Raw genomic sequence first — 17,885 nt, forward strand, 5'->3', positions numbered from 1 at the left:
GCCTCTCTCCCATGGACGACATGCTTCTATCCCAGGCTGTGGAGAACCGATTGTCCACAGGCTGAGGGTGCCTGTAGCCAAAATGCCTCCACGACCGAACAATCGGTAGGTGAGGCGCGCCACACCCGCGCCACCCGCCTTCGGGTCTTATGCCCGCTCCCACGAGGAGGTGGACTCGTTGCAACAGCGCAGTTCGACAGTCCAAGAGCCGCCCGGTGCCACCCCTGTCTACCGGCCCACCCCGCCCCCGGCGTGGAAGCCGCGCACCGACCCGGCCCCCCTGCTGCCCGACGCCGAGCCGTTCCGTGTCCTCGGCACGGACGCGGTTGCCGCCGCCGACCCCGAGCTGCTGCGGCGGCTCTACGCGGAGCTGGTGCGCGGTCGGCGGTACAACGCGCAGGCCACGGCCCTCACCAAGCAGGGCCGGCTCGCCGTGTATCCGTCGACGACCGGCCAGGAGGCCTGCGAGGTCGCGGCCGCGCTGGCCCTGGAGGACCGGGACTGGCTCTTCCCCTCCTACCGCGACACCCTCGCGGCCGTCGCCCGCGGCCTGGACCCGGTCCAGGCGCTGACGCTGCTGCGCGGCGACTGGCACACCGGGTACGACCCGCGTGAGCACCGCATAGCGCCGCTGTCCACGCCTCTCGCCACCCAGCTCCCGCACGCGGTGGGCCTGGCCCACGCCGCCCGGCTCAAGGGCGACGACGTGGTCGCGCTCGCCATGGTCGGCGACGGCGGCACCAGCGAGGGCGACTTCCACGAGGCGCTGAACTTCGCGGCCGTCTGGCAGGCCCCCGTGGTCTTCCTGGTGCAGAACAACGGCTTCGCGATCTCCGTGCCGCTCGCCAAGCAGACCGCGGCCCCGTCCCTCGCCCACAAGGCCGTCGGCTACGGAATGCCCGGCCGGCTCGTCGACGGCAACGACGCCATCGCCGTCCACCAGGTGCTCACCGAGGCCGTGGCACGCGCGCGCCGGGGCGGCGGACCGACGCTGATCGAGGCGATCACGTACCGCATCGAGGCCCACACCAACGCCGACGACGCCACCCGCTACCGCGGCGACAGCGAGGTCGAGGCGTGGCGGGCACACGACCCGATCCTGCTCCTGGAGCGGGAGTTGACGGAGCGCGGGATGCTCGACGAGGACGGAAAGCGGGCCGCGGCCGAGGCCGCCGAGACGATGGCGGCGGCGCTGCGCGAGCGGATGAACGCCGAGCCGGTGCTCGACCCGATGGATCTCTTCTCGCACGTCTACGCCGAGCAGACCACCCAGCTGCGCGAGCAGGCCGCGCAGCTGCGTGCCGAGCTCGACGCCGAGAGCGAGGCGTGATGACGACCCAGGTGGCGGCGGCCAAGGCCGCCAAGCCCGCGAAGCCGGCCACGATGGCGCAGGCGCTGCAGCGGGCCATGCGGGACGCGATGGCCGAGGACCCGACCGTCCACGTCATGGGCGAGGACGTCGGCACGCTCGGCGGTGTCTTCCGCGTCACCGACGGCCTCGCCAAGGAGTTCGGCGAGGACCGCTGTACGGACACCCCGCTGGCCGAGGCCGGCATCCTGGGCACGGCCGTCGGCATGGCGATGTACGGGCTGCGGCCGGTCGTGGAGATGCAGTTCGACGCCTTCGCCTACCCGGCGTTCGAGCAGCTGATCAGCCATGTCTCGCGGATGCGGAACCGCACGCGCGGCGCGATGCCGATGCCGATGGTGATCCGAGTGCCGTACGGCGGCGGGATCGGCGGCGTCGAGCACCACAGCGACTCCTCCGAGGCGTACTACATGGCGACCCCGGGTCTCCATGTCGTCACCCCGGCCACCGTCGAGGACGCGTACGGGCTGCTGCGGGCGGCGATCGCCTCCGACGACCCGGTCGTCTTCCTGGAGCCCAAGCGGCTCTACTGGTCGAAGTCCGACTGGTCGCCCGAGGCGCCCGCGCAGGTGGAGCCGATCGGCAAGGCCGTCGTACGGCGCCGCGGCACCAGCGCCACGCTGATCACGTACGGCCCGTCCGTGCCGGTCTGCCTGGAGGCCGCCGAGGCCGCCCAGGCCGAGGGCTGGGACCTGGAGGTCGTCGACCTGCGCTCGCTGGTGCCGTTCGACGACGAGACCGTCAGCGCGTCGGTGCGGCGCACCGGACGGGCGGTCGTGGTGCACGAGTCGGCCGGCTTCGGTGGGCCGGGCGGGGAGATCGCCGCCCGCGTGACCGAGCGCTGCTTCCACCACCTGGAGGCACCCGTGCTGCGGGTCGCCGGGTTCGACATCCCGTACCCGCCGCCCATGCTGGAGCGGCACCATCTGCCGGGCGTGGACCGGGTGCTCGACGCGGTGGCGCGGCTGCAGTGGGAGGCGGGGAGCTGATGGCCCAGGTGCTCGAGTTCAAGCTGCCGGACCTCGGCGAGGGGCTGACCGAGGCGGAGATCGTGCGCTGGCTGGTGAACGTCGGCGACGTCGTCGCCATCGACCAGCCCGTCGTCGAGGTCGAGACCGCCAAGGCGATGGTCGAGGTTCCGTGCCCCTACGGCGGGGTGGTGACCGCCCGCTTCGGCGAGGAGGGCACCGAACTGCCCGTCGGCGCACCGCTGCTCACGGTCGCCGTGGGCGGAACGGAAGCTCCCGTGTCGGCGCCCGCGAAGTCCGGGGCGGCCGCCGAGGATGCCGAGTCCTCGGAGTACTCCGGCAATGTGCTCGTCGGCTACGGCACGGCGGGGCCGGCGGCACGCCGGCGCCGCGTCCGCAAGGACACCGCTCCGGTGGCCCCCGTCGCCCAGGTGGCGGCGCCTGCGAAGCCGGTGCTTCCCGAGGGGCCCGTGCCGGTGATCTCCCCGCTCGTGCGGAAGCTGGCCCGGGACAAGGGGCTCGATCTGCGCGAGGTGCGCGGATCCGGTCCGGCCGGACTGATTCTGCGGGCCGACGTGGAGTCGGCCCTGGCCGCCGCCGAGCGCCCGGCACCTGCTCCGGCCGCGCCGTCGCCCGTGGCCGTCGCCGCCGGAGGCGAGCGTGTTCCGCTGCGCGGAGTCCGCGGCGCCGTGGCCGACAAGCTCTCGCGCAGCCGTACGGAGATCCCGGACGCGACCTGCTGGGTCGACGCCGATGCCACCGAACTCATGGCGGCGCGGGCCGCGATGAACGCGGCGGGCGGGCCGAAGATCTCGCTGCTCGCGCTCCTCGCCCGGATCTGCACCCATGCCCTGGCCCGTTTCCCGGAGCTCAACTCCACGGTGGACACGGCTGCCCGGGAGATCGTCCGGCTGCCGTCGGTGCACCTCGGGTTCGCGGCGCAGACCCCGCGCGGACTCGTCGTCCCCGTGGTTCGGGACGCGGGTACGCGCACGGCGGAGTCGCTGACGGAGGAGTTCGCGCGGCTGACCGAGTCCGCCCGGCAGGGGACGCTGACGCCGGCGGACCTGACCGGCGGGACGTTCACGCTGAACAACTACGGGGTGTTCGGGGTCGACGGATCGACGCCGATCATCAATCACCCGGAGGCGGCGATGCTCGGGGTGGGCCGGATCATCCCCAAGCCGTGGGTCCACGAGGGAGAGCTGGCCGTCCGCCAGGTCGTCCAGCTGTCGCTGACCTTCGACCACCGTGTCTGCGACGGCGGCACCGCGGGCGGGTTCCTGCGTTACGTCGCGGACTGTGTCGAGCGCCCCGCGGTCCTGCTCCGCACGCTCTGACGGCCCCGTCCCCGGATCGGCCGCCTGTCTCCGTACGTGAGACGGGCGGCGATCTTCGGGGTCGTACCGGGCGGGCGCGGATCATACTGCTGGGATGACGACCGTGTATGACGCCATCGTGCTCGCCGGGGGTGCCGCGAAGCGGCTCGGCGGGGCGGACAAGCCCGCGGTACGGGTCGGGGGCCGGGCGCTGCTCGACCGGGTCCTCGCGGGCTGCCGGGGCGCCGGGCGCACCGTGGTCGTCGGCGGTCGGCGGTCGACTGTCCGCCCCGTGGTGTGGGCCAGGGAAGAGCCGCCCGGTGGAGGGCCGTTGGCCGCGCTCGACGCCGGGGTGCGCGAGGTGGACGCCGACACGGCGCTCGTCCTCTCCGCCGACCTGCCGTTCCTCGACGAGGGCACCGGTCGGCAGCTCCTGGACGCCCTGTCCGCCGCGCCCGACGCCGAGGCCGCGCTGCTGGTGGACGCCGACGGCCGGGACCAGCCGCTCGTGGCCGCCTACCGCACCGAGGCACTCCGGCGTGAGCTGGCTCTCATCGCCGGTGCGCATGGCACCCTCGCCGGCCTCCCGCTGCGTCTGCTCACGGGGGAGCTCCACATCATCCGGGTCGCCGCGGAGCCCCTCGCCTCCTTCGACTGCGACACCTGGGAGGACATTGCCGCGGCCCGGGCCCGCATCAGGGAGCATGGGAACGTGCTGGACGAATGGATCACCGCAGTCAAGGACGAGCTGGGCATCGAGATCGACGTCGACACCGGCGTGCTGCTCGATCTGGCCCGGGACGCCGCCCACGGGGTCGCCCGCCCCGCCGCGCCGCTGACCACGTTCCTGGTCGGGTACGCGGCGGCGCAGGCCGCAGGTGCCGACGGCGGCCCCAAGGCGGTCGCCGAGGCCGCCCGCAAGGCCGCCGCCCTCGCCAACCGCTGGGCCGCCGAAGCGGAGCAGGCCGAAGCGGAGCAGGCCGAAGCGGGGCAGGGCGAAGCCGGATGACCCCACAGGAGCGGGCGGCCGGGTCCGGGACCGGCCCGGAGGCCGCCCCCGAGCCCGAGAGCGACGGCAGCGACGAGGCCCTCGCCCTCGTCGCCCCACCGCGCGCCGCCGCATTCCGACCCGCCGAGCCCCGCGCCGCCGAGTCCGGGTCGGCAGAACGGTCCGCCGGACAGTCCACCGACCCCGCGTCCGCCGATCCGCGCGCCGGCCACCGCCACTCCGGCCCGTCCCACTCCTCCGATCCCCACCGCGCCACCGCCTGGCCCGCCGCCCGGGCGGTCGCCGCTCGGGCCGGGGCCGCGACCGGATCCGGTCGCGAGCCCCGCCGTACGCCCCTGGGGCAGGCCCTCGGCCAGGTCCTCGCCGAGCCGCTCCGCGCGCTCACCGATCTGCCGTCCTTCGACACCTCCGCCATGGACGGCTGGGCGGTCGCGGGACCGGGCCCGTGGGAGATCCACGAGGAGGGCGCGGTTCTCGCCGGCCACGCACCGCTTGCGCCGCTCGCCGACGGCACGGCGGTACGGATCGCCACCGGCGCCCGCGTCCCGCCCGAGACCACCGCGGTCATCCGCAGCGAACACGCCCGCACGGACCCCGGCGGCCATCTGCACGCCCGGCGCGAGGTCCTGCCCGGCCAGGACATCCGCCCCCGCGGACAGGAGTGCCGCTCCGGCGACCGGCTGCTGCCCGCCGGGACGGCGGTGACCCCCGCCGTCCTCGGCCTCGCTGCCGCCGCCGGCTACGACGAGCTGGCGACCCTGCCCCGCCCCCGTGTGGAGGTCCTCGTTCTCGGCGACGAGCTTCTGACGGACGGACTCCCCCACGAGGGTCTGATCCGGGACGCCCTCGGCCCCATGCTCGGCCCCTGGCTGAACGCGCTCGGCGCCGACGTGCTCGCCACCCGGCGGATCGGCGACGACGCCGACGCCCTGTACGTCGCCGTCACCGGTTCCGAGGCCGACCTCGTGATCACCACCGGGGGCACGGCCGCGGGACCCGTCGACCACGTCCACCCGGTCCTCGCCAAGGCCGGAGCCGTACTCCTGGTCGACGGTGTGAAGGTCCGCCCCGGCCATCCGATGCTGCTCGCCCGCCTTGACGACGGCCGGCACCTGGTCGGCCTGCCCGGCAACCCCCTCGCCGCCGTCTCCGGACTGCTCACGCTGGCCGAGCCGCTGCTGGGTGCCCTCGCGGGCGCCCCGGTCCCGCCGCCGTACAGCGTGTCCGTACGGGACGAGGTCCAAGGCCACCCGTACGACACCCGGCTCGTCCCGGTCGTCCACCGGGGCGACGAGGTCGTGCCGCTGCACTACAACGGCCCGGCGATGCTCAGGGGTATCGCCGCCGCGGACGGGATGGCCGTCGTGCCGCCCGGGGGCGCGCGGTCGGGGGACGCACTGGAGATCCTCGACCTCCCCTGGCCGGTGGCCCCGGGCCAGGCACCAGGACACGGTGCGTCCCAAGGAGCGTGTTTCACGTGAAACTTCCCAGCCGTGACGTCATGGCCCGGAACGCGGACGAGAAGACGTCTCCGTCCCGGATCCGGATGCCCCGGCGCGTCGTCGAGAAGCCGCTGCGGCAGGTGACCAAGCGGCTGCTGATGGCCCTCGGTGTGCTGGCCCTGACCACCGTGATCGTCTACATCGACCGTAGCGGCTACAACGACAACGCCGACGGGAGCCTGGACTTCCTCGACAGCGCCTACTACGCGACCGTCACCCTCTCCACCACGGGGTACGGCGACATCGTCCCCTACAGCGACTCCGCGCGGCTCGTGAACATCCTGGTGGTCACGCCGTTGCGCGTCCTGTTCCTGATCATCCTGGTCGGCACCACTCTCGAGGTCCTCACCGAACGGACCCGGGAGGAGTGGCGGCTGAACCGCTGGAGGTCCACCTTGCGTGAGCACACCGTCGTCGTCGGCTTCGGCACCAAGGGCCGCTCGGCGATTCAGACGCTCTGTGCGACCGGGCTGCGGAAGGAACAGATCGTCATCGTCGACCCCTCGACGAAGGTGATCGAGACGGCGAACGCGGACGGCTTCGTCGGTGTCGTCGGCGACGCCACCCGCAGCGATGTGCTGCTCCGCGCGGAGGTCCAGAAAGCCCGTCAGATCGTCATCGCCACCCAGCGCGACGACACCGCCGTCCTGGTGACGCTCACCGCCCGGCAGCTCAACAGGGGCGCGAAGATCGTCGCCGCGGTCCGCGAGGAGGAAAACGCGCAGCTGCTGCGCCAGTCCGGTGCGGACGCCGTGATCACCAGCGCCAGCGCCGCCGGCCGGCTCCTCGGTCTCTCCGTGCTCAGCCCCAGCGCGGGCACGGTGATGGAGGACCTGATCCAGCAGGGATCGGGGCTCGATCTGGTGGAACGGCCGGTGATAAAGGCCGAGGTGGGCAAGAACGTCCGGGAGACCGAGGACCTGGTGGTCAGCGTGCTGCGCGGACATCGGCTGCTCGGATACGACGATCCCGCCGCCAGCCCACTGCAGTTGACGGACCGTGTGATCACGATCGTCCGGGCGGCGCCCGTCACCCCGCTGTCGACGCCGCCCGAGTAGCCTCGCCGCCATGCATGCGATCACGATTCCGGAACCCGGCGGCCCCGAGGCACTCGTCTGGGCCGAGGTGCCCGATCCCGTGCCCGCCGAGGGCGAGGTCCTCGTCGAGGTGGTGGCGAGCGCCGTCAACCGTGCCGATCTGCTCCAGCGACAGGGCTTCTACGACCCGCCGCCGGGCACCTCCCCGTACCCCGGCCTCGAATGCTCGGGGCGCATCACCGAGCTCGGGCCGGGGGTGTCCGGCTGGTCCGTCGGCGACGAGGTGTGCGCGCTGCTCGTGGGCGGCGGTTACGCGGAGAAGGTCGCCGTGCCCGTCGGCCAGCTGCTGCCGATACCGGACGGGGTGGACCTGGTCACCGCCGCGGCGCTGCCCGAGGTGACCAGTACCGTCTGGTCGAACGTCTTCATGATCGCCCACCTGCGGCCCGGTGAGACGCTGCTGGTGCACGGCGGTGCGAGCGGCATCGGCACCATGGCGATCCAGCTGGCCAAGGCCATCGGCGCACGGGTCGCCGTCACCGCCGGCGGCCCCGAGAAGCTGGCGCGCTGCGCCGAGCTGGGCGCGGACATCCTCATCGACTACCGCGAGCAGGACTTCGTCGAGGAGCTGCGCAAGGCCACGGACGGGGCCGGAGCGGACGTGATCCTCGACATCGTCGGAGCGAAGTACCTGGATCGCAATGTGAAGGCCCTTGCGGTCAACGGACGCCTGGCGATCATCGGGATGCAGGGCGGGGTGAAGGGCGAGCTGAACCTCGGCGCCCTGCTCGCCAAGCGTGCGGCGATCACCGCGACCACGCTGCGTGCCCGCCCGCTGCACGAGAAGGCGTCCATCGTCGCCGCGGTGCGCGAGCATGTCTGGCCGCTGATCGGCGCGGGCACGGTACGCCCCGTGGTCGACCGTACGGTGCCGATGCCCGACGCCTCCGAGGCCCACCGGGCACTGGACTCGGGTTCGCACGTGGGCAAGGTCCTGCTGCTGGCCCCGCGGGCCTGACCCGCCCCAACAGCTCCTGTACGCGGAAGGGCCCGGCACACACGTGTGTGCCGGGCCCTTCCCGTGCGACAGGCGACCTACCGGCCTACAGGTACGGCCCCGAGCGGACCGCGTGCCCGTGGCCCTGGTCGTCGTCATCGTCGTGCGGCGCACCCGGCGGAAGCGCCCGGCGCATCTGCTCCAACTGGGCACGGGCCGCCATCTGCTGGGCGAACAGCGCCGTCTGGATTCCGTGGAAGAGGCCCTCGAGCCAGCCCACCAACTGGGCCTGCGCGATGCGCAGTTCCGCCTCGGAGGGAATCGCCTCGTCCGTGAACGGCAGAGAGAGACGCTCCAGTTCCTCGACCAGCTCGGGCGCGAGCCCGTCCTCCAGCTCCTTCACGGAGCTTGCGTGGATGTCCTTGAGCCTGACACGGCTGGCCTCGTCGAGAGGTGCCGCGCGTACTTCCTCCAGGAGCTGCTTGATCATGCTGCCGATGCGCATGACCTTCGCAGGCTGCTCGACCATTTCCGTCACCGGGACCTCGCGGGATTCGTCGTCACCCTGAGTGCCGCCGAGCGCCATTCCGTCCTGTCCCACGATGAGGACCTGGGGGCTCTCCTGCGACCGTTCATTCCTCGGCATCTCCATGCCGCCATTCTCTCGCACACGTGCCTCACCACACGGTGTGCCCCCGGAGGAGGGTGATCCACCCTTCTCCGGGGGCACGGGACGGCAACGGTCCGGTCAGATCGCGGCGCGGCGGGCCAGGGCTCCGCGCGAACGGGTGACCAGAGCGGCCAGGAGCGCGGCGCCGATCGGCACGACCACCAGCAGCCCCACCAGCGTCTCCCAGGGGACGACGATCGGCACGTACGGCGGGGCGTCCATGGCGCCCCAGCCCTGGTCCAGGCTCTCCTGGTAGAAGCGCTCGCGTTCACGCCCCTCGGTGAGCCGCAGGCCCATCGCCGGCAGCACACCGGCCGCCGACCCGAGGATCACACCCATCGCGGCGACCACCCCGCACTGGAAGCCGCTGAGCGTGCGGCGGACCCGCGGGGGTGCTCCGACGGCGGAGAGTGTCTTGAGGTCGGCCTCCGCGTCGGCCTGAGCCAGGCCGGTCGCGATACCGGCGGCGCCGATGGTGACGAGACCGGCGAAGACGGCCAGCGAGAGGAGGATGATGCTGCTCTTGCCGACGAAGCCGTCCTCGACCCGCAGCTCGACATCGCTGCCGATCTTGGCGATCTCCCCGTCGAGCTTCTGGCGCTGCTCGCTGGTCGGCATCGTGTCGGTGGAGAACAGCGAGCCCAGCGGCGCCGTGCTGAGGCCGGCGGCCTTGGCGGCGGCCGGGGTGAGGAGCGCCTGGACGCCGTACGACTTCTTCTCGCCGGGCACCAGGTAGGCGGGGAGCGACTTGATCTCGCCCGGGACGGGCTTGCCCGCCTGCTCGGCCTCGCTCGCCTTCATCGTGTCGGCGATCAGCTTGACGGAGATCTTTCCGCCCTCATCGACCTGGGGCTTGGAGAAGGAAACGATTTTGCCCTCGGCCAGGGCCTTCTCGGCTCCCGAATCGTTGATTCCGAGGACCTTCAGGACCTTGGCGTCGCCGATCGTCAGCCCGCCCTCGACGTAGATGCCGCCGTCGTTGCTCGACTTGCAACGCCAGTCCTCGGCGAGCTTGCGCCGCTGTTCCTTGGTGAACTTCTCCGAAGGGTCCTCGCCGTTCTCGGAGGTCCACAGCGGGCACTCGTTGGCCTTCGGGATGACGATCTCGGACCTGCCGCAGCCCGGGGAGTCCATGAAGGGCTGGCAGTTGGGCTTGCCGACCTGCACGCGGTCGACATCCGCGCGGACGTCGATGGGCAGGTGGCGCTGGACGGCATCGCGGACCGCCGGGACGTCCCGGCCGCCGTCCTCCATGACGAGGGCGGAGACCGCACCGTGCGGCAGGCTCGCCCGGTACTCGGCCCGCGCCTGCGCGTCGGAGCTGGCCGTGTACGTGGAGACGGCGACGGTTCCGGCGACGGCGGCGAGCACGGCGGCGACGGCGGGTGCCGTACGCCCCCGGTTGCGCACGGCGTCCCGCAGGGCGAGGCGCGGCGACAGGGGCAGCCAGCGGCCGGTCCGGCCGAAGAGGCCCACGAGGGCGGGGGTCATGGCGACCACGCCCAGCTCGGCGATGGCGCTGCCACCCGCGACGATGACGAACTGGTCGGAGACCACCGATCCGTAGAGTGCGATCGCCGCGCCCAGGAGCAGGGCGCCCAGGCCGACCAGCGGCAGCACACGGCTGCTGCGGCGGACACCGCGACGGCCGGTGAGCGAGGCAAGGACGGTCTGCCGGGAGGCGGTGATGGCCGGGACGATCGCGGACAGGACGCCGGTCAGAACGGCGAGCAACGCGATGGCGAGCAGTTCCAGGGGGCGTATGTCGAAGCTGCCGAACCGCTGCCCGAACGAGTCCTCGAGGACCGGCTGGAGGGCGAAGGTCAGAATCAGCGCGAGGACCGTGCCGGTGACGGCGGCGGCGACACCGATGACGAGACCGCCGCCCAGGACGATGGCCCGGATGTGGCGCCGGTCGCCGCCGTTGGCGCCGACGAGCCCCAGCTGACGGCGCGAGCGGCGCGCGCCGACGGCGAACGCGGGTCCGGCCAGCAGGCAGATCTCCAGCATCGCGAGGCCGACGACCGTGCCGACCGCGGCGAGCTCGGCGGCCTGGGCGCCCGCGCTGGACTCGTAGTTGCCCCAGCCCTCCCTCTGGTACAGCGGGACCTCGGAGTCGGCGGGCGGGTCGAGGAGCACGGCGCGCGAGACGACGGCGACACCCTTGGTGTTGATCTGCTGCACGGTGTTCCACGTGAAACCACCGGGGGCCTTCACCAGGTGCGTGGTCTCGACGCCACCTCGGGTCATGCCGGCCTTCTCGGCCACCTTCGCGTACGGGGCGAGGAAGGCGCCGGGCAGGGCGTTGACCTGGTCGGCCTTCAGCTCGTTGGGGAGCTCGTAGGAGCCGACGATCCGGTAGGTCCTGTCGTAGCCGCGCGCGGACAGGGTCGAACCGATCGACAGGCCGCTGCTCTCCAGGAAGTGCGTGGTCGCGGCGAACTCGTCCGCCTTCTCGGGGAAGCGTCCCTCCTGGAGGGACATGATGCCCTTGGCGATCGGGTCGGCGGCCTTGAGCTCACGGATCTCGGTCTGGAGCAGTCCGTGGACGGTGGTGAGCTTCGCGTTTCCGGAGCTGTCCGTCAGGACGGTGGATCCGGCCGGGAAGGTCTTGGTGACGTCGGTGGTGCCGGTGGGCCACATCTTGTCGCCGTAGTCCTTCGCCGGCGTGCTCATCTCGCCGTCCGGCGACTGGAGGATCGGCGCGCCCGCGACGGCGGCGTCGGTGAACCGGGCGTCGGCGGCGCCGATCGTCCGGTCCAGGCTCTCCTCGGTGGACAACTCGGAGCTGCGGAAGGTCAGATCGGCGGCGCTGACACCCAGGATGGGCAGGGCGATCATGGCGAGGACCAGGAAGCTGCGGCCCTTGTAGCGCCAGGCGTCGCGGCGGGCTATACGGATCGCGGCGCGCCAGGAGTGGAACCAGTTGTTCACCGCTCGGCCGCCTGGCCCGAGAGGAGCGAGTCGGCCTCGCTGCGGACGGTCTGGTCGACGACGGCGCCGTCCCGCAGGAAGACGACGCGGTCGGCCCAGGCGGCGAACCGCGGCTCGTGGGTGACGAGCACGCCCGCGGCGCCGGCGTCGCAGCGCGAGCGCAGCAGGGCGAGGACGGACTCTCCGGTCTCGGAGTCCAGGGCGCCGGTGGGCTCGTCGGCCAGGACGAGGCGACGGTCGCCGACGAGGGCGCGGGCGATGGCCACACGCTGCTGCTGGCCACCGGACATCTCGTCGGGGAAGCGGTCGGCGAGGTGACCCAGGTCCATCTCCTCGAGCGCGGCGAGGGCCTCGCCGCGCGCCTTGCGTGCGGAGGTGCCGTCCAGCTCGCGGGGCAGGGCGACGTTCTCGGCGGCCGTGAGGGCGGGGATCAGGTTGTAGTCCTGGAAGACGTACCCGATGCTGCGGCGGCGCAGGGCCGCGAGGGCCTTGCGGCCGGCGGTGGTGATGTCGGTGTTCTCGACGATCACCCGGCCGGAGGTGGGGGTGTCGAGACCGCCCGCGATGGTGAGCAGGGTGGACTTTCCGGAGCCGGACGGGCCCATGACGGCGACGAGTTCACCGGGGAAGACATCGAGGTCGATGCCGCGCAGGGCGTGCACCTCGGTCTCGCCGGAGCCGTGGACACGGGTCAGGTTCTGCAGTTGCAGCACGGGCTGCTGTGTGGACATGGAGGGGTCCCCCTTGGGCGTACGCCGACGGACGGTCGTGTGACGTGCGGTCACGCGCGGTCGCGTGCGGTGTCGTACGGAGCGATTGGTCTCGTACGGAGCGGTTGAGGTGGTGGTGCGTGTGCGGTGCGGTGTGCGGGCCGCGGGTTCAGCGCAGTGGTGACGGGCGGGCGTCCCGGGAGGACGTGGCGGCGGAGTCGGGCGGCCGTGCCTCACCGGCGTCGGAGCCGGTACCCGAGCCGGTACCGGGTCCGGTGTCGGGGCCGGATCGGTCGGAGAGGCCGGTGGTGCCGACGGCGGCCGTCGAGAGCCGGATCAGCCGGGCCTCGCAGTGGTCCAGCCAGCGGGCCTCGGCCTCGGTCTGGAAGATCAGCTGCTCCAGGACGAGGAGCCAGGCCACGTCGTCGCGTTCCCGGGACTCGCCGCTCTCGAGGGCGGCGAGTGCCTGGGCTTTGAGCCGGGTGTAGTCCTGCATCGCCTTCACGGTGTGGCGGCGCTGGGACTGGATGACGGCGCGGATGTCGACCCCGGGCGCCCCGACGGCCATGGCGAGCTTGATGGCGAGCTCGTCGCGGGCCGGGCTGGTGCGGTCCACGGGCTTCTCGAACCACTTCTTGAGCTCTTCGCGACCGCTGTCGGTGATCGCGTAGAGCGCATGGCCGGCGTCGTCCTCGCCGCCCTGCGCGACCATGCCGTCCCGTTCGAGACGGTTGAGGGTCGTGTAGACCTGGCCGACGTTCAGAGGCCAGGTGGAGCCTGTGCGTGACTCGAACTCCGTACGGAGCTGCGAGCCGTAGCGAGGCCCGCGTTCGAGGAGGGCGAGCAGCCCGTGGCGGATCGACATACTCAGTATGTATACCGGGTATGCCGGAGTGGACAAGCGACCTGAGACGGAACCTCCGGGTCCGACTCAAGGGGGACGAGGCGGGGCCGGGCGGGGTGCGGGCCGCTCAGCGGCGGCGCAGCCGGACCCCGAGGAAACCGATCCCGAGCCCCACCATCGCGAGCCCCGCACCGAGGGTCAGGACGGGAACCTGCCGGTCAGCGGGGGTGGCGGTGGCGCGGGGACTGAGCCGGGGAGCCGCGGCGGGCGCGGACGCGGGTGGCGGTGTGTCGGTCGTGGGCTCCGTCTCGGGTACCGCTTCGAGTCCGTCGTCCGACCCGTCCTCCTCCTCGGGAGACTCGTCGGCTGTTGCCGTTTTGGTACGTGAGGGCTCCTCCGGCTCGGGGGAGGAGCTCGATTCCGGGGGCGGGACGGGCCGGCCGGGCCGCTCGCGCCCTTCCGCGGCGGGGCGCCCCGCCATGGAACCGGCCGGGGCAGGCTCGCCCAGGTAGGAGGGCGTGGGCCGCCCCCGGGTGGGCGCGGCCGGAGGGCCGGGAGGCCCGGAAGGGCCGGCGTTCGTGGCGGAAGGCCGCGGGCGGGGCGCGGCGGAGGAGGGCGAGGGGGAGGGAGAACGGGACGGCGTGGCGGCCGAGGTCGACGACGTCGGCCTCGAGGGTGACGTGGCCGGCTTCGAGGGAGCGGCCGTCGACGACGAGGGCCTCGGGTCCGCCGTCGGCCCTCTCTCCGCCCCGTACGCGACCGGTACGGCACCCACCACCAGCCAGCACACGACCACCGGGCCGATGGTCCGTGTCCGCGTACCGCGGAGTCCTGGAGTCACCGGGTGACCCCCTCCCGTACCGAGCCGCCGAGTTTCAACTCAGCGTCACATGTCGGGACACATCCGGCATCCCGGGCGGGAGGAGGGGGTGAGAGCCCTGCTCAGGGGGCTCTCGGCGTACGGCTACTGCGGCGGGTTGCCCGTCGAGACCTCGAGCGTGAACTCGGCGCCGTCCTTGCTGACGTCCTCACCGATCGGCGGGTACTGCTCCAGGACGGTGCCGTCGCCGTAGGTGTTCTCGTCGACCGGGGTCTGCGTCTTGATCTGCCAGCCCGCGGCCTGGATGCAGGCCTTCACCGACTGGATGTTCTTGTACGTGAAGTTCGGGACCTCGAACTTCTCCGGATCGTCGCTCGACTCGGTCGGCTCCGTGCACTTCTTCGTCTCGATGGTCTTCGAGAGGTCCGGTCCCTTGTACCCCGGGGCCGCCGACTGGCTCTGGCTCGGGTCGCCGCCGTTCTTCGACGAGTCGTCCTTGTTGAGGCTGATCGCCGTGATCACACCGCCGATCGCCACCAGCGCCACGACGATCGCACCCACGAGCACCGGCATGTTCCGCCGGGAGCCGGAGCCGCCGCCCGTCGTGACCGAAGTCTGCTGATGCGGCTGAGGCGCCATCGTGTACGGCCCGGGAGCGGGCGTCTGGTACGCCGGGGCGGGCGTCGGGGCCTGCTGCGGGTAGCCGTAGGACGGGGCCGGCGTCGGCGGGCCGTACGGGCCCGGCTGCGGCGTCGGGGGCTGGTACGGCTGCTGGACGCCGTGCACCGAGGGCGGCGGGGTCTGGCCGACCGGCGGGAAGACCGCCGAACCCACGCCCGAACCGCTGCTGACCTGACCACCGGCCACGATCACCGGCGCGCCCGTCTGCCCCGCCGACAGCACCCGAAGGCACTCGTCCTGCATCGCAGCCGCGCTCGGGAAGCGCTCGTTCGGGTTCTTCTTCAGCGCGCGGGCGACGAGCGCGTCCATCGCCGGCGTCACCGAGCGGTTGATGGAGGACGGCGCGACCGGCTCCTCCTGGACGTGCGCGTACGCGATGGCGAGCGGCGAGTCCGCGTCGAACGGAAGACGGCCCGTCAGCAACTGGAAGAGCATGATGCCGACCGAATAAAGATCGGAGCGGGCGTCCACACCGCGGCCCAGGGCCTGCTCGGGGGAGAGGTACTGAGGAGTACCGACGACCATGCCGGTCTGCGTCATCGAGGTGACACCGGACTGCATGGCCCGCGCGATGCCGAAGTCCATGACCTTGACGACGCCGCGCTTGGTCATCATCACGTTGCCGGGCTTGATGTCCCGGTGGACCAGGCCCATTTCATGGCTGGTCTCCAGCGCGGCCAGCACGTCGGCCGTCACCTTCAGCGCCTTGTCGGCCGGCATCGCGCCGAACTGCCGTACGTCGGAGGCGAGGACCGAGCCGAGCGGCTGCCCCTCCACGTACTCCATGACGATGTACGGCATGACAGCGCCGTCGAGGGTGTCCTCGCCGGTGTCGAAGACCGAGACGATGTTGGTGTGCGACAGCTTCGCGACCGCCTGCGCCTCGCGCCGGAACCGCTCGCGGAACGACTGTTCCCGGCCGAGTTCCGAGTGCAGGGTCTTGATGGCCACCTGCCGGTCGAGCGCGCTGTCGTACGCCAGGTAGACGGAGGCCATACCGCCCTCGCCGAGCAGGTCGCGAAGCTGGTACCGGCCGTTCGCGACCGAACCGCCCGCATAGCGGCCCTGTGCGCCGTCCTGGCTCATTCGTGCTCCCCCTACGCGCGCGTGGCGGCGCTGATCGGAATTTCCTGGCCAAGTCTGCCCCAGGGCAACGACACGTCAAGCCAGGTGCCCGTTCCGTGACACTCCGCGTGAGAAGCGTCTCGCAAGCGTTACAGGAACCGCCTGGAATTTGCACAGGCGTATGCGGAAGGGGTTGGATGACCGGTCCATCTCGAACCGTGGTGTCGGACGAAGCCTGTAGCGTGACGGCGGTACGGCATTGCACGGTAGACATACGACGGCGAGGACTGATGGCACCCGAATCCGAAGCAGGCGGCGGCGGCCTGTCGGGCGCCGCCGCCGAGTCCTGGGGCGTCGGCGGAGTGGTCGGTGACGGACGGTACCGGCTGACGCACCGTCTCGGACGAGGCGGCATGGCCGAGGTGTTCGCCGCCGAGGACGTCCGCCTGGGCCGCACGGTCGCCGTGAAGCTGCTCCGCTCCGACCTCGCCGAGGACCCGGTCTCCAAGGCCCGCTTCACCCGTGAGGCGCAGTCGGTCGCCGGGCTCAACCACCATGCGATCGTGGCGGTGTACGACTCCGGCGAGGACGTCGTGGGCGGCCAGTCCGTGCCCTACATCGTGATGGAGCTGGTCGAGGGCCGCACCATCCGCGACCTGCTGATCAGCGCCGAGGCGCCGGGTCCCGAGCAGGCCCTGATCATCGTCTCCGGAGTGCTCGAGGCGCTCGCTTACTCGCACCAGCACGGCATCGTGCACCGGGACATCAAGCCCGCGAACGTCATCATCACGCACACCGGCGCCGTGAAGGTCATGGACTTCGGCATCGCGCGCGCCCTGCACGGCGCGCAGTCGACGATGACCCAGACCGGCATGGTCATGGGCACGCCGCAGTACCTCTCCCCCGAACAGGCGCTCGGAAAGGCCGTGGACCACCGGTCCGACCTGTACGCCACGGGCTGTCTGCTCTACGAACTCCTCGCTCTGCGGCCTCCCTTCACCGGCGAGACACCGTTGTCGGTGGTCTACCAGCATGTGCAGGACGCGCCGATCCCGCCGTCCGAGGTCGCCCACGGGGCGCCGCCGGAGCTCGACGGGCTCGTGATGCGATCGCTCGCGAAGGACCCGGACGACCGGTTCCAGAGCGCCGAGGAGATGCGCGGGCTGATCCAGTACGGCCTGCAGATGCTCCAGCAGGCGGGCGGTCACACCGGCACGTGGAACACGGGCCCGGTGGAGGTGCACGAGGGCGGCCACACGCCGGTCGGCGGCGTCGCGGCGACGACCGCGATGGGGCACCCGATGCACCACGAGACGTCGCAGCGCCCGATCCTGCCGCCGATGAACCCGGACGACGGCGGATACGACGGCGGCGGCCACGGTGGCTACGGGCAGGACGGCTACGGGCCCCAGGGCGGCCGCAAGAGCGGCCGGGGCAAGGCGCTGCTCTTCGTGGCGCTCGCGATGATCGCGATCGTGGCCGGTGTCGTGTACGCGCTCGACAAGGCCGGTGAGAAGAGCGGCGGTACGAACAAGCCGCCGGCCGTGACCGACTCGCCGTCCACGTCCCAGGAACCGTCGACGCCTTCGCAGGAGACGCCGACGCAGGAGACCGAGGAGCCGGACACCTCCACGGGCGGCAACCAGCAGCCCTGGACGCCGTCCTACAAGCCCTCGTACAAGCCGTCGACGCCGTCCACGCCGACGGGCGAACCGTCGGCCCCGCCCACGGACACGACCGACGGGGGCACGGACACCGAGGGCACGACGGAGGGCACCACCGAGGGGACCACGGAGGGCACCACCGAGGGGTCCAGCGAGGGCACCACGGAGGGCAACACCAACTCGGGTACGTCGCAGGGCAATACGAACACGGGTACGTCGCAGGGCAACACCAACACGGGTACATCGCAGGGCACGACACTCGGTACGACCGCGGGCACCACCTCCTGACGCGTCTC

15 protein-coding genes are annotated in these 17,885 nt (G+C 72.2%); 9 read left to right on the top strand and 6 right to left on the bottom strand.

Going from position 1 to position 17,885, the window contains the following annotated elements:
- Window positions 1-169: 169 nt before the first annotated feature.
- From pdhA to ACZ561_RS21965, 7 genes are all read left to right on the top strand, one after another.
- Window positions 170-1,330 (top strand): pyruvate dehydrogenase (acetyl-transferring) E1 component subunit alpha, encoded by a 1,161-nt coding sequence (gene pdhA, locus ACZ561_RS21935; RefSeq protein ID WP_470998553.1) that lies wholly within the window; start codon window positions 170-172, stop codon window positions 1,328-1,330.
- Window positions 1,330-2,358: an alpha-ketoacid dehydrogenase subunit beta gene (locus ACZ561_RS21940; RefSeq protein WP_470997578.1), complete on the top strand. Its 1,029-nt coding sequence runs from the start codon at window positions 1,330-1,332 to the stop codon at window positions 2,356-2,358. Before pdhA ends, ACZ561_RS21940 begins: the two co-directional genes overlap by 1 nt.
- Window positions 2,358-3,677 carry a dihydrolipoamide acetyltransferase family protein gene (locus ACZ561_RS21945; RefSeq protein ID WP_470997580.1) on the top strand — a complete coding sequence of 440 codons (1,320 nt, stop codon included), beginning with the start codon at window positions 2,358-2,360 and terminating at the stop codon, window positions 3,675-3,677. The genes ACZ561_RS21940 and ACZ561_RS21945 overlap by 1 nt, the downstream gene beginning before the upstream one ends.
- Window positions 3,678-3,771: 94 nt before the next feature.
- Complete coding sequence (locus ACZ561_RS21950) at window positions 3,772-4,665, top strand: NTP transferase domain-containing protein (protein WP_470997583.1); 894 nt, start codon at window positions 3,772-3,774, stop codon at window positions 4,663-4,665.
- Entirely contained in the window at window positions 4,662-6,146 is a 1,485-nt protein-coding gene (locus ACZ561_RS21955; RefSeq protein WP_470997585.1) for a molybdopterin molybdotransferase MoeA, read from the top strand. Before ACZ561_RS21950 ends, ACZ561_RS21955 begins: the two co-directional genes overlap by 4 nt.
- 20 nt (window positions 6,147-6,166) lie before the next feature.
- Entirely contained in the window at window positions 6,167-7,225 is a 1,059-nt protein-coding gene (locus ACZ561_RS21960) for a potassium channel family protein (RefSeq protein ID WP_470998556.1), read from the top strand.
- 10 nt (window positions 7,226-7,235) lie between these two features.
- Entirely contained in the window at window positions 7,236-8,222 is a 987-nt protein-coding gene (locus tag ACZ561_RS21965) for an NAD(P)H-quinone oxidoreductase (RefSeq protein ID WP_470997588.1), read from the top strand.
- An 85-nt stretch (window positions 8,223-8,307) separates the two neighbouring features.
- On the opposite strand, the gene ACZ561_RS21970 is transcribed toward ACZ561_RS21965, so the two are convergent.
- From ACZ561_RS21970 to ACZ561_RS21990, 5 genes are all read right to left on the bottom strand, one after another.
- Entirely contained in the window at window positions 8,308-8,853 is a 546-nt protein-coding gene (locus ACZ561_RS21970; protein ID WP_361849460.1) for a bacterial proteasome activator family protein, read from the bottom strand.
- A gap of 96 nt (window positions 8,854-8,949) precedes the next feature.
- Window positions 8,950-11,805 (bottom strand): FtsX-like permease family protein, encoded by a 2,856-nt coding sequence (locus tag ACZ561_RS21975; RefSeq protein ID WP_470997591.1) that lies wholly within the window; start codon window positions 11,803-11,805, stop codon window positions 8,950-8,952.
- Window positions 11,802-12,536 (bottom strand): ABC transporter ATP-binding protein, encoded by a 735-nt coding sequence (locus tag ACZ561_RS21980; RefSeq protein ID WP_376434364.1) that lies wholly within the window; start codon window positions 12,534-12,536, stop codon window positions 11,802-11,804. The genes ACZ561_RS21975 and ACZ561_RS21980 overlap by 4 nt, the downstream gene beginning before the upstream one ends.
- A gap of 148 nt (window positions 12,537-12,684) precedes the next feature.
- Window positions 12,685-13,380: a PadR family transcriptional regulator gene (locus ACZ561_RS21985; RefSeq protein ID WP_470997595.1), complete on the bottom strand. Its 696-nt coding sequence runs from the start codon at window positions 13,378-13,380 to the stop codon at window positions 12,685-12,687.
- A 106-nt stretch (window positions 13,381-13,486) separates the two neighbouring features.
- Complete coding sequence (locus ACZ561_RS21990; protein ID WP_470997598.1) at window positions 13,487-13,840, bottom strand: hypothetical protein; 354 nt, start codon at window positions 13,838-13,840, stop codon at window positions 13,487-13,489.
- Between the two features lie 97 nt (window positions 13,841-13,937).
- On the opposite strand from ACZ561_RS21990, the gene ACZ561_RS21995 reads away from it, so the two are divergent.
- Window positions 13,938-14,207: a hypothetical protein gene (locus ACZ561_RS21995; protein ID WP_470997601.1), complete on the top strand. Its 270-nt coding sequence runs from the start codon at window positions 13,938-13,940 to the stop codon at window positions 14,205-14,207.
- 116 nt (window positions 14,208-14,323) lie between these two features.
- On the opposite strand, the gene ACZ561_RS22000 is transcribed toward ACZ561_RS21995, so the two are convergent.
- Window positions 14,324-15,946: a protein kinase domain-containing protein gene (locus ACZ561_RS22000; RefSeq protein WP_470997603.1), complete on the bottom strand. Its 1,623-nt coding sequence runs from the start codon at window positions 15,944-15,946 to the stop codon at window positions 14,324-14,326.
- Between the two features lie 269 nt (window positions 15,947-16,215).
- Between ACZ561_RS22000 and ACZ561_RS22005 the strand changes: the two genes are divergently transcribed.
- Window positions 16,216-17,877 (top strand): protein kinase domain-containing protein, encoded by a 1,662-nt coding sequence (locus tag ACZ561_RS22005; protein ID WP_470997606.1) that lies wholly within the window; start codon window positions 16,216-16,218, stop codon window positions 17,875-17,877.
- Window positions 17,878-17,885 lie beyond the last annotated feature (8 nt).

It is taken from the genome of Streptomyces sp. NPDC039609 (genome assembly GCF_055596705.1).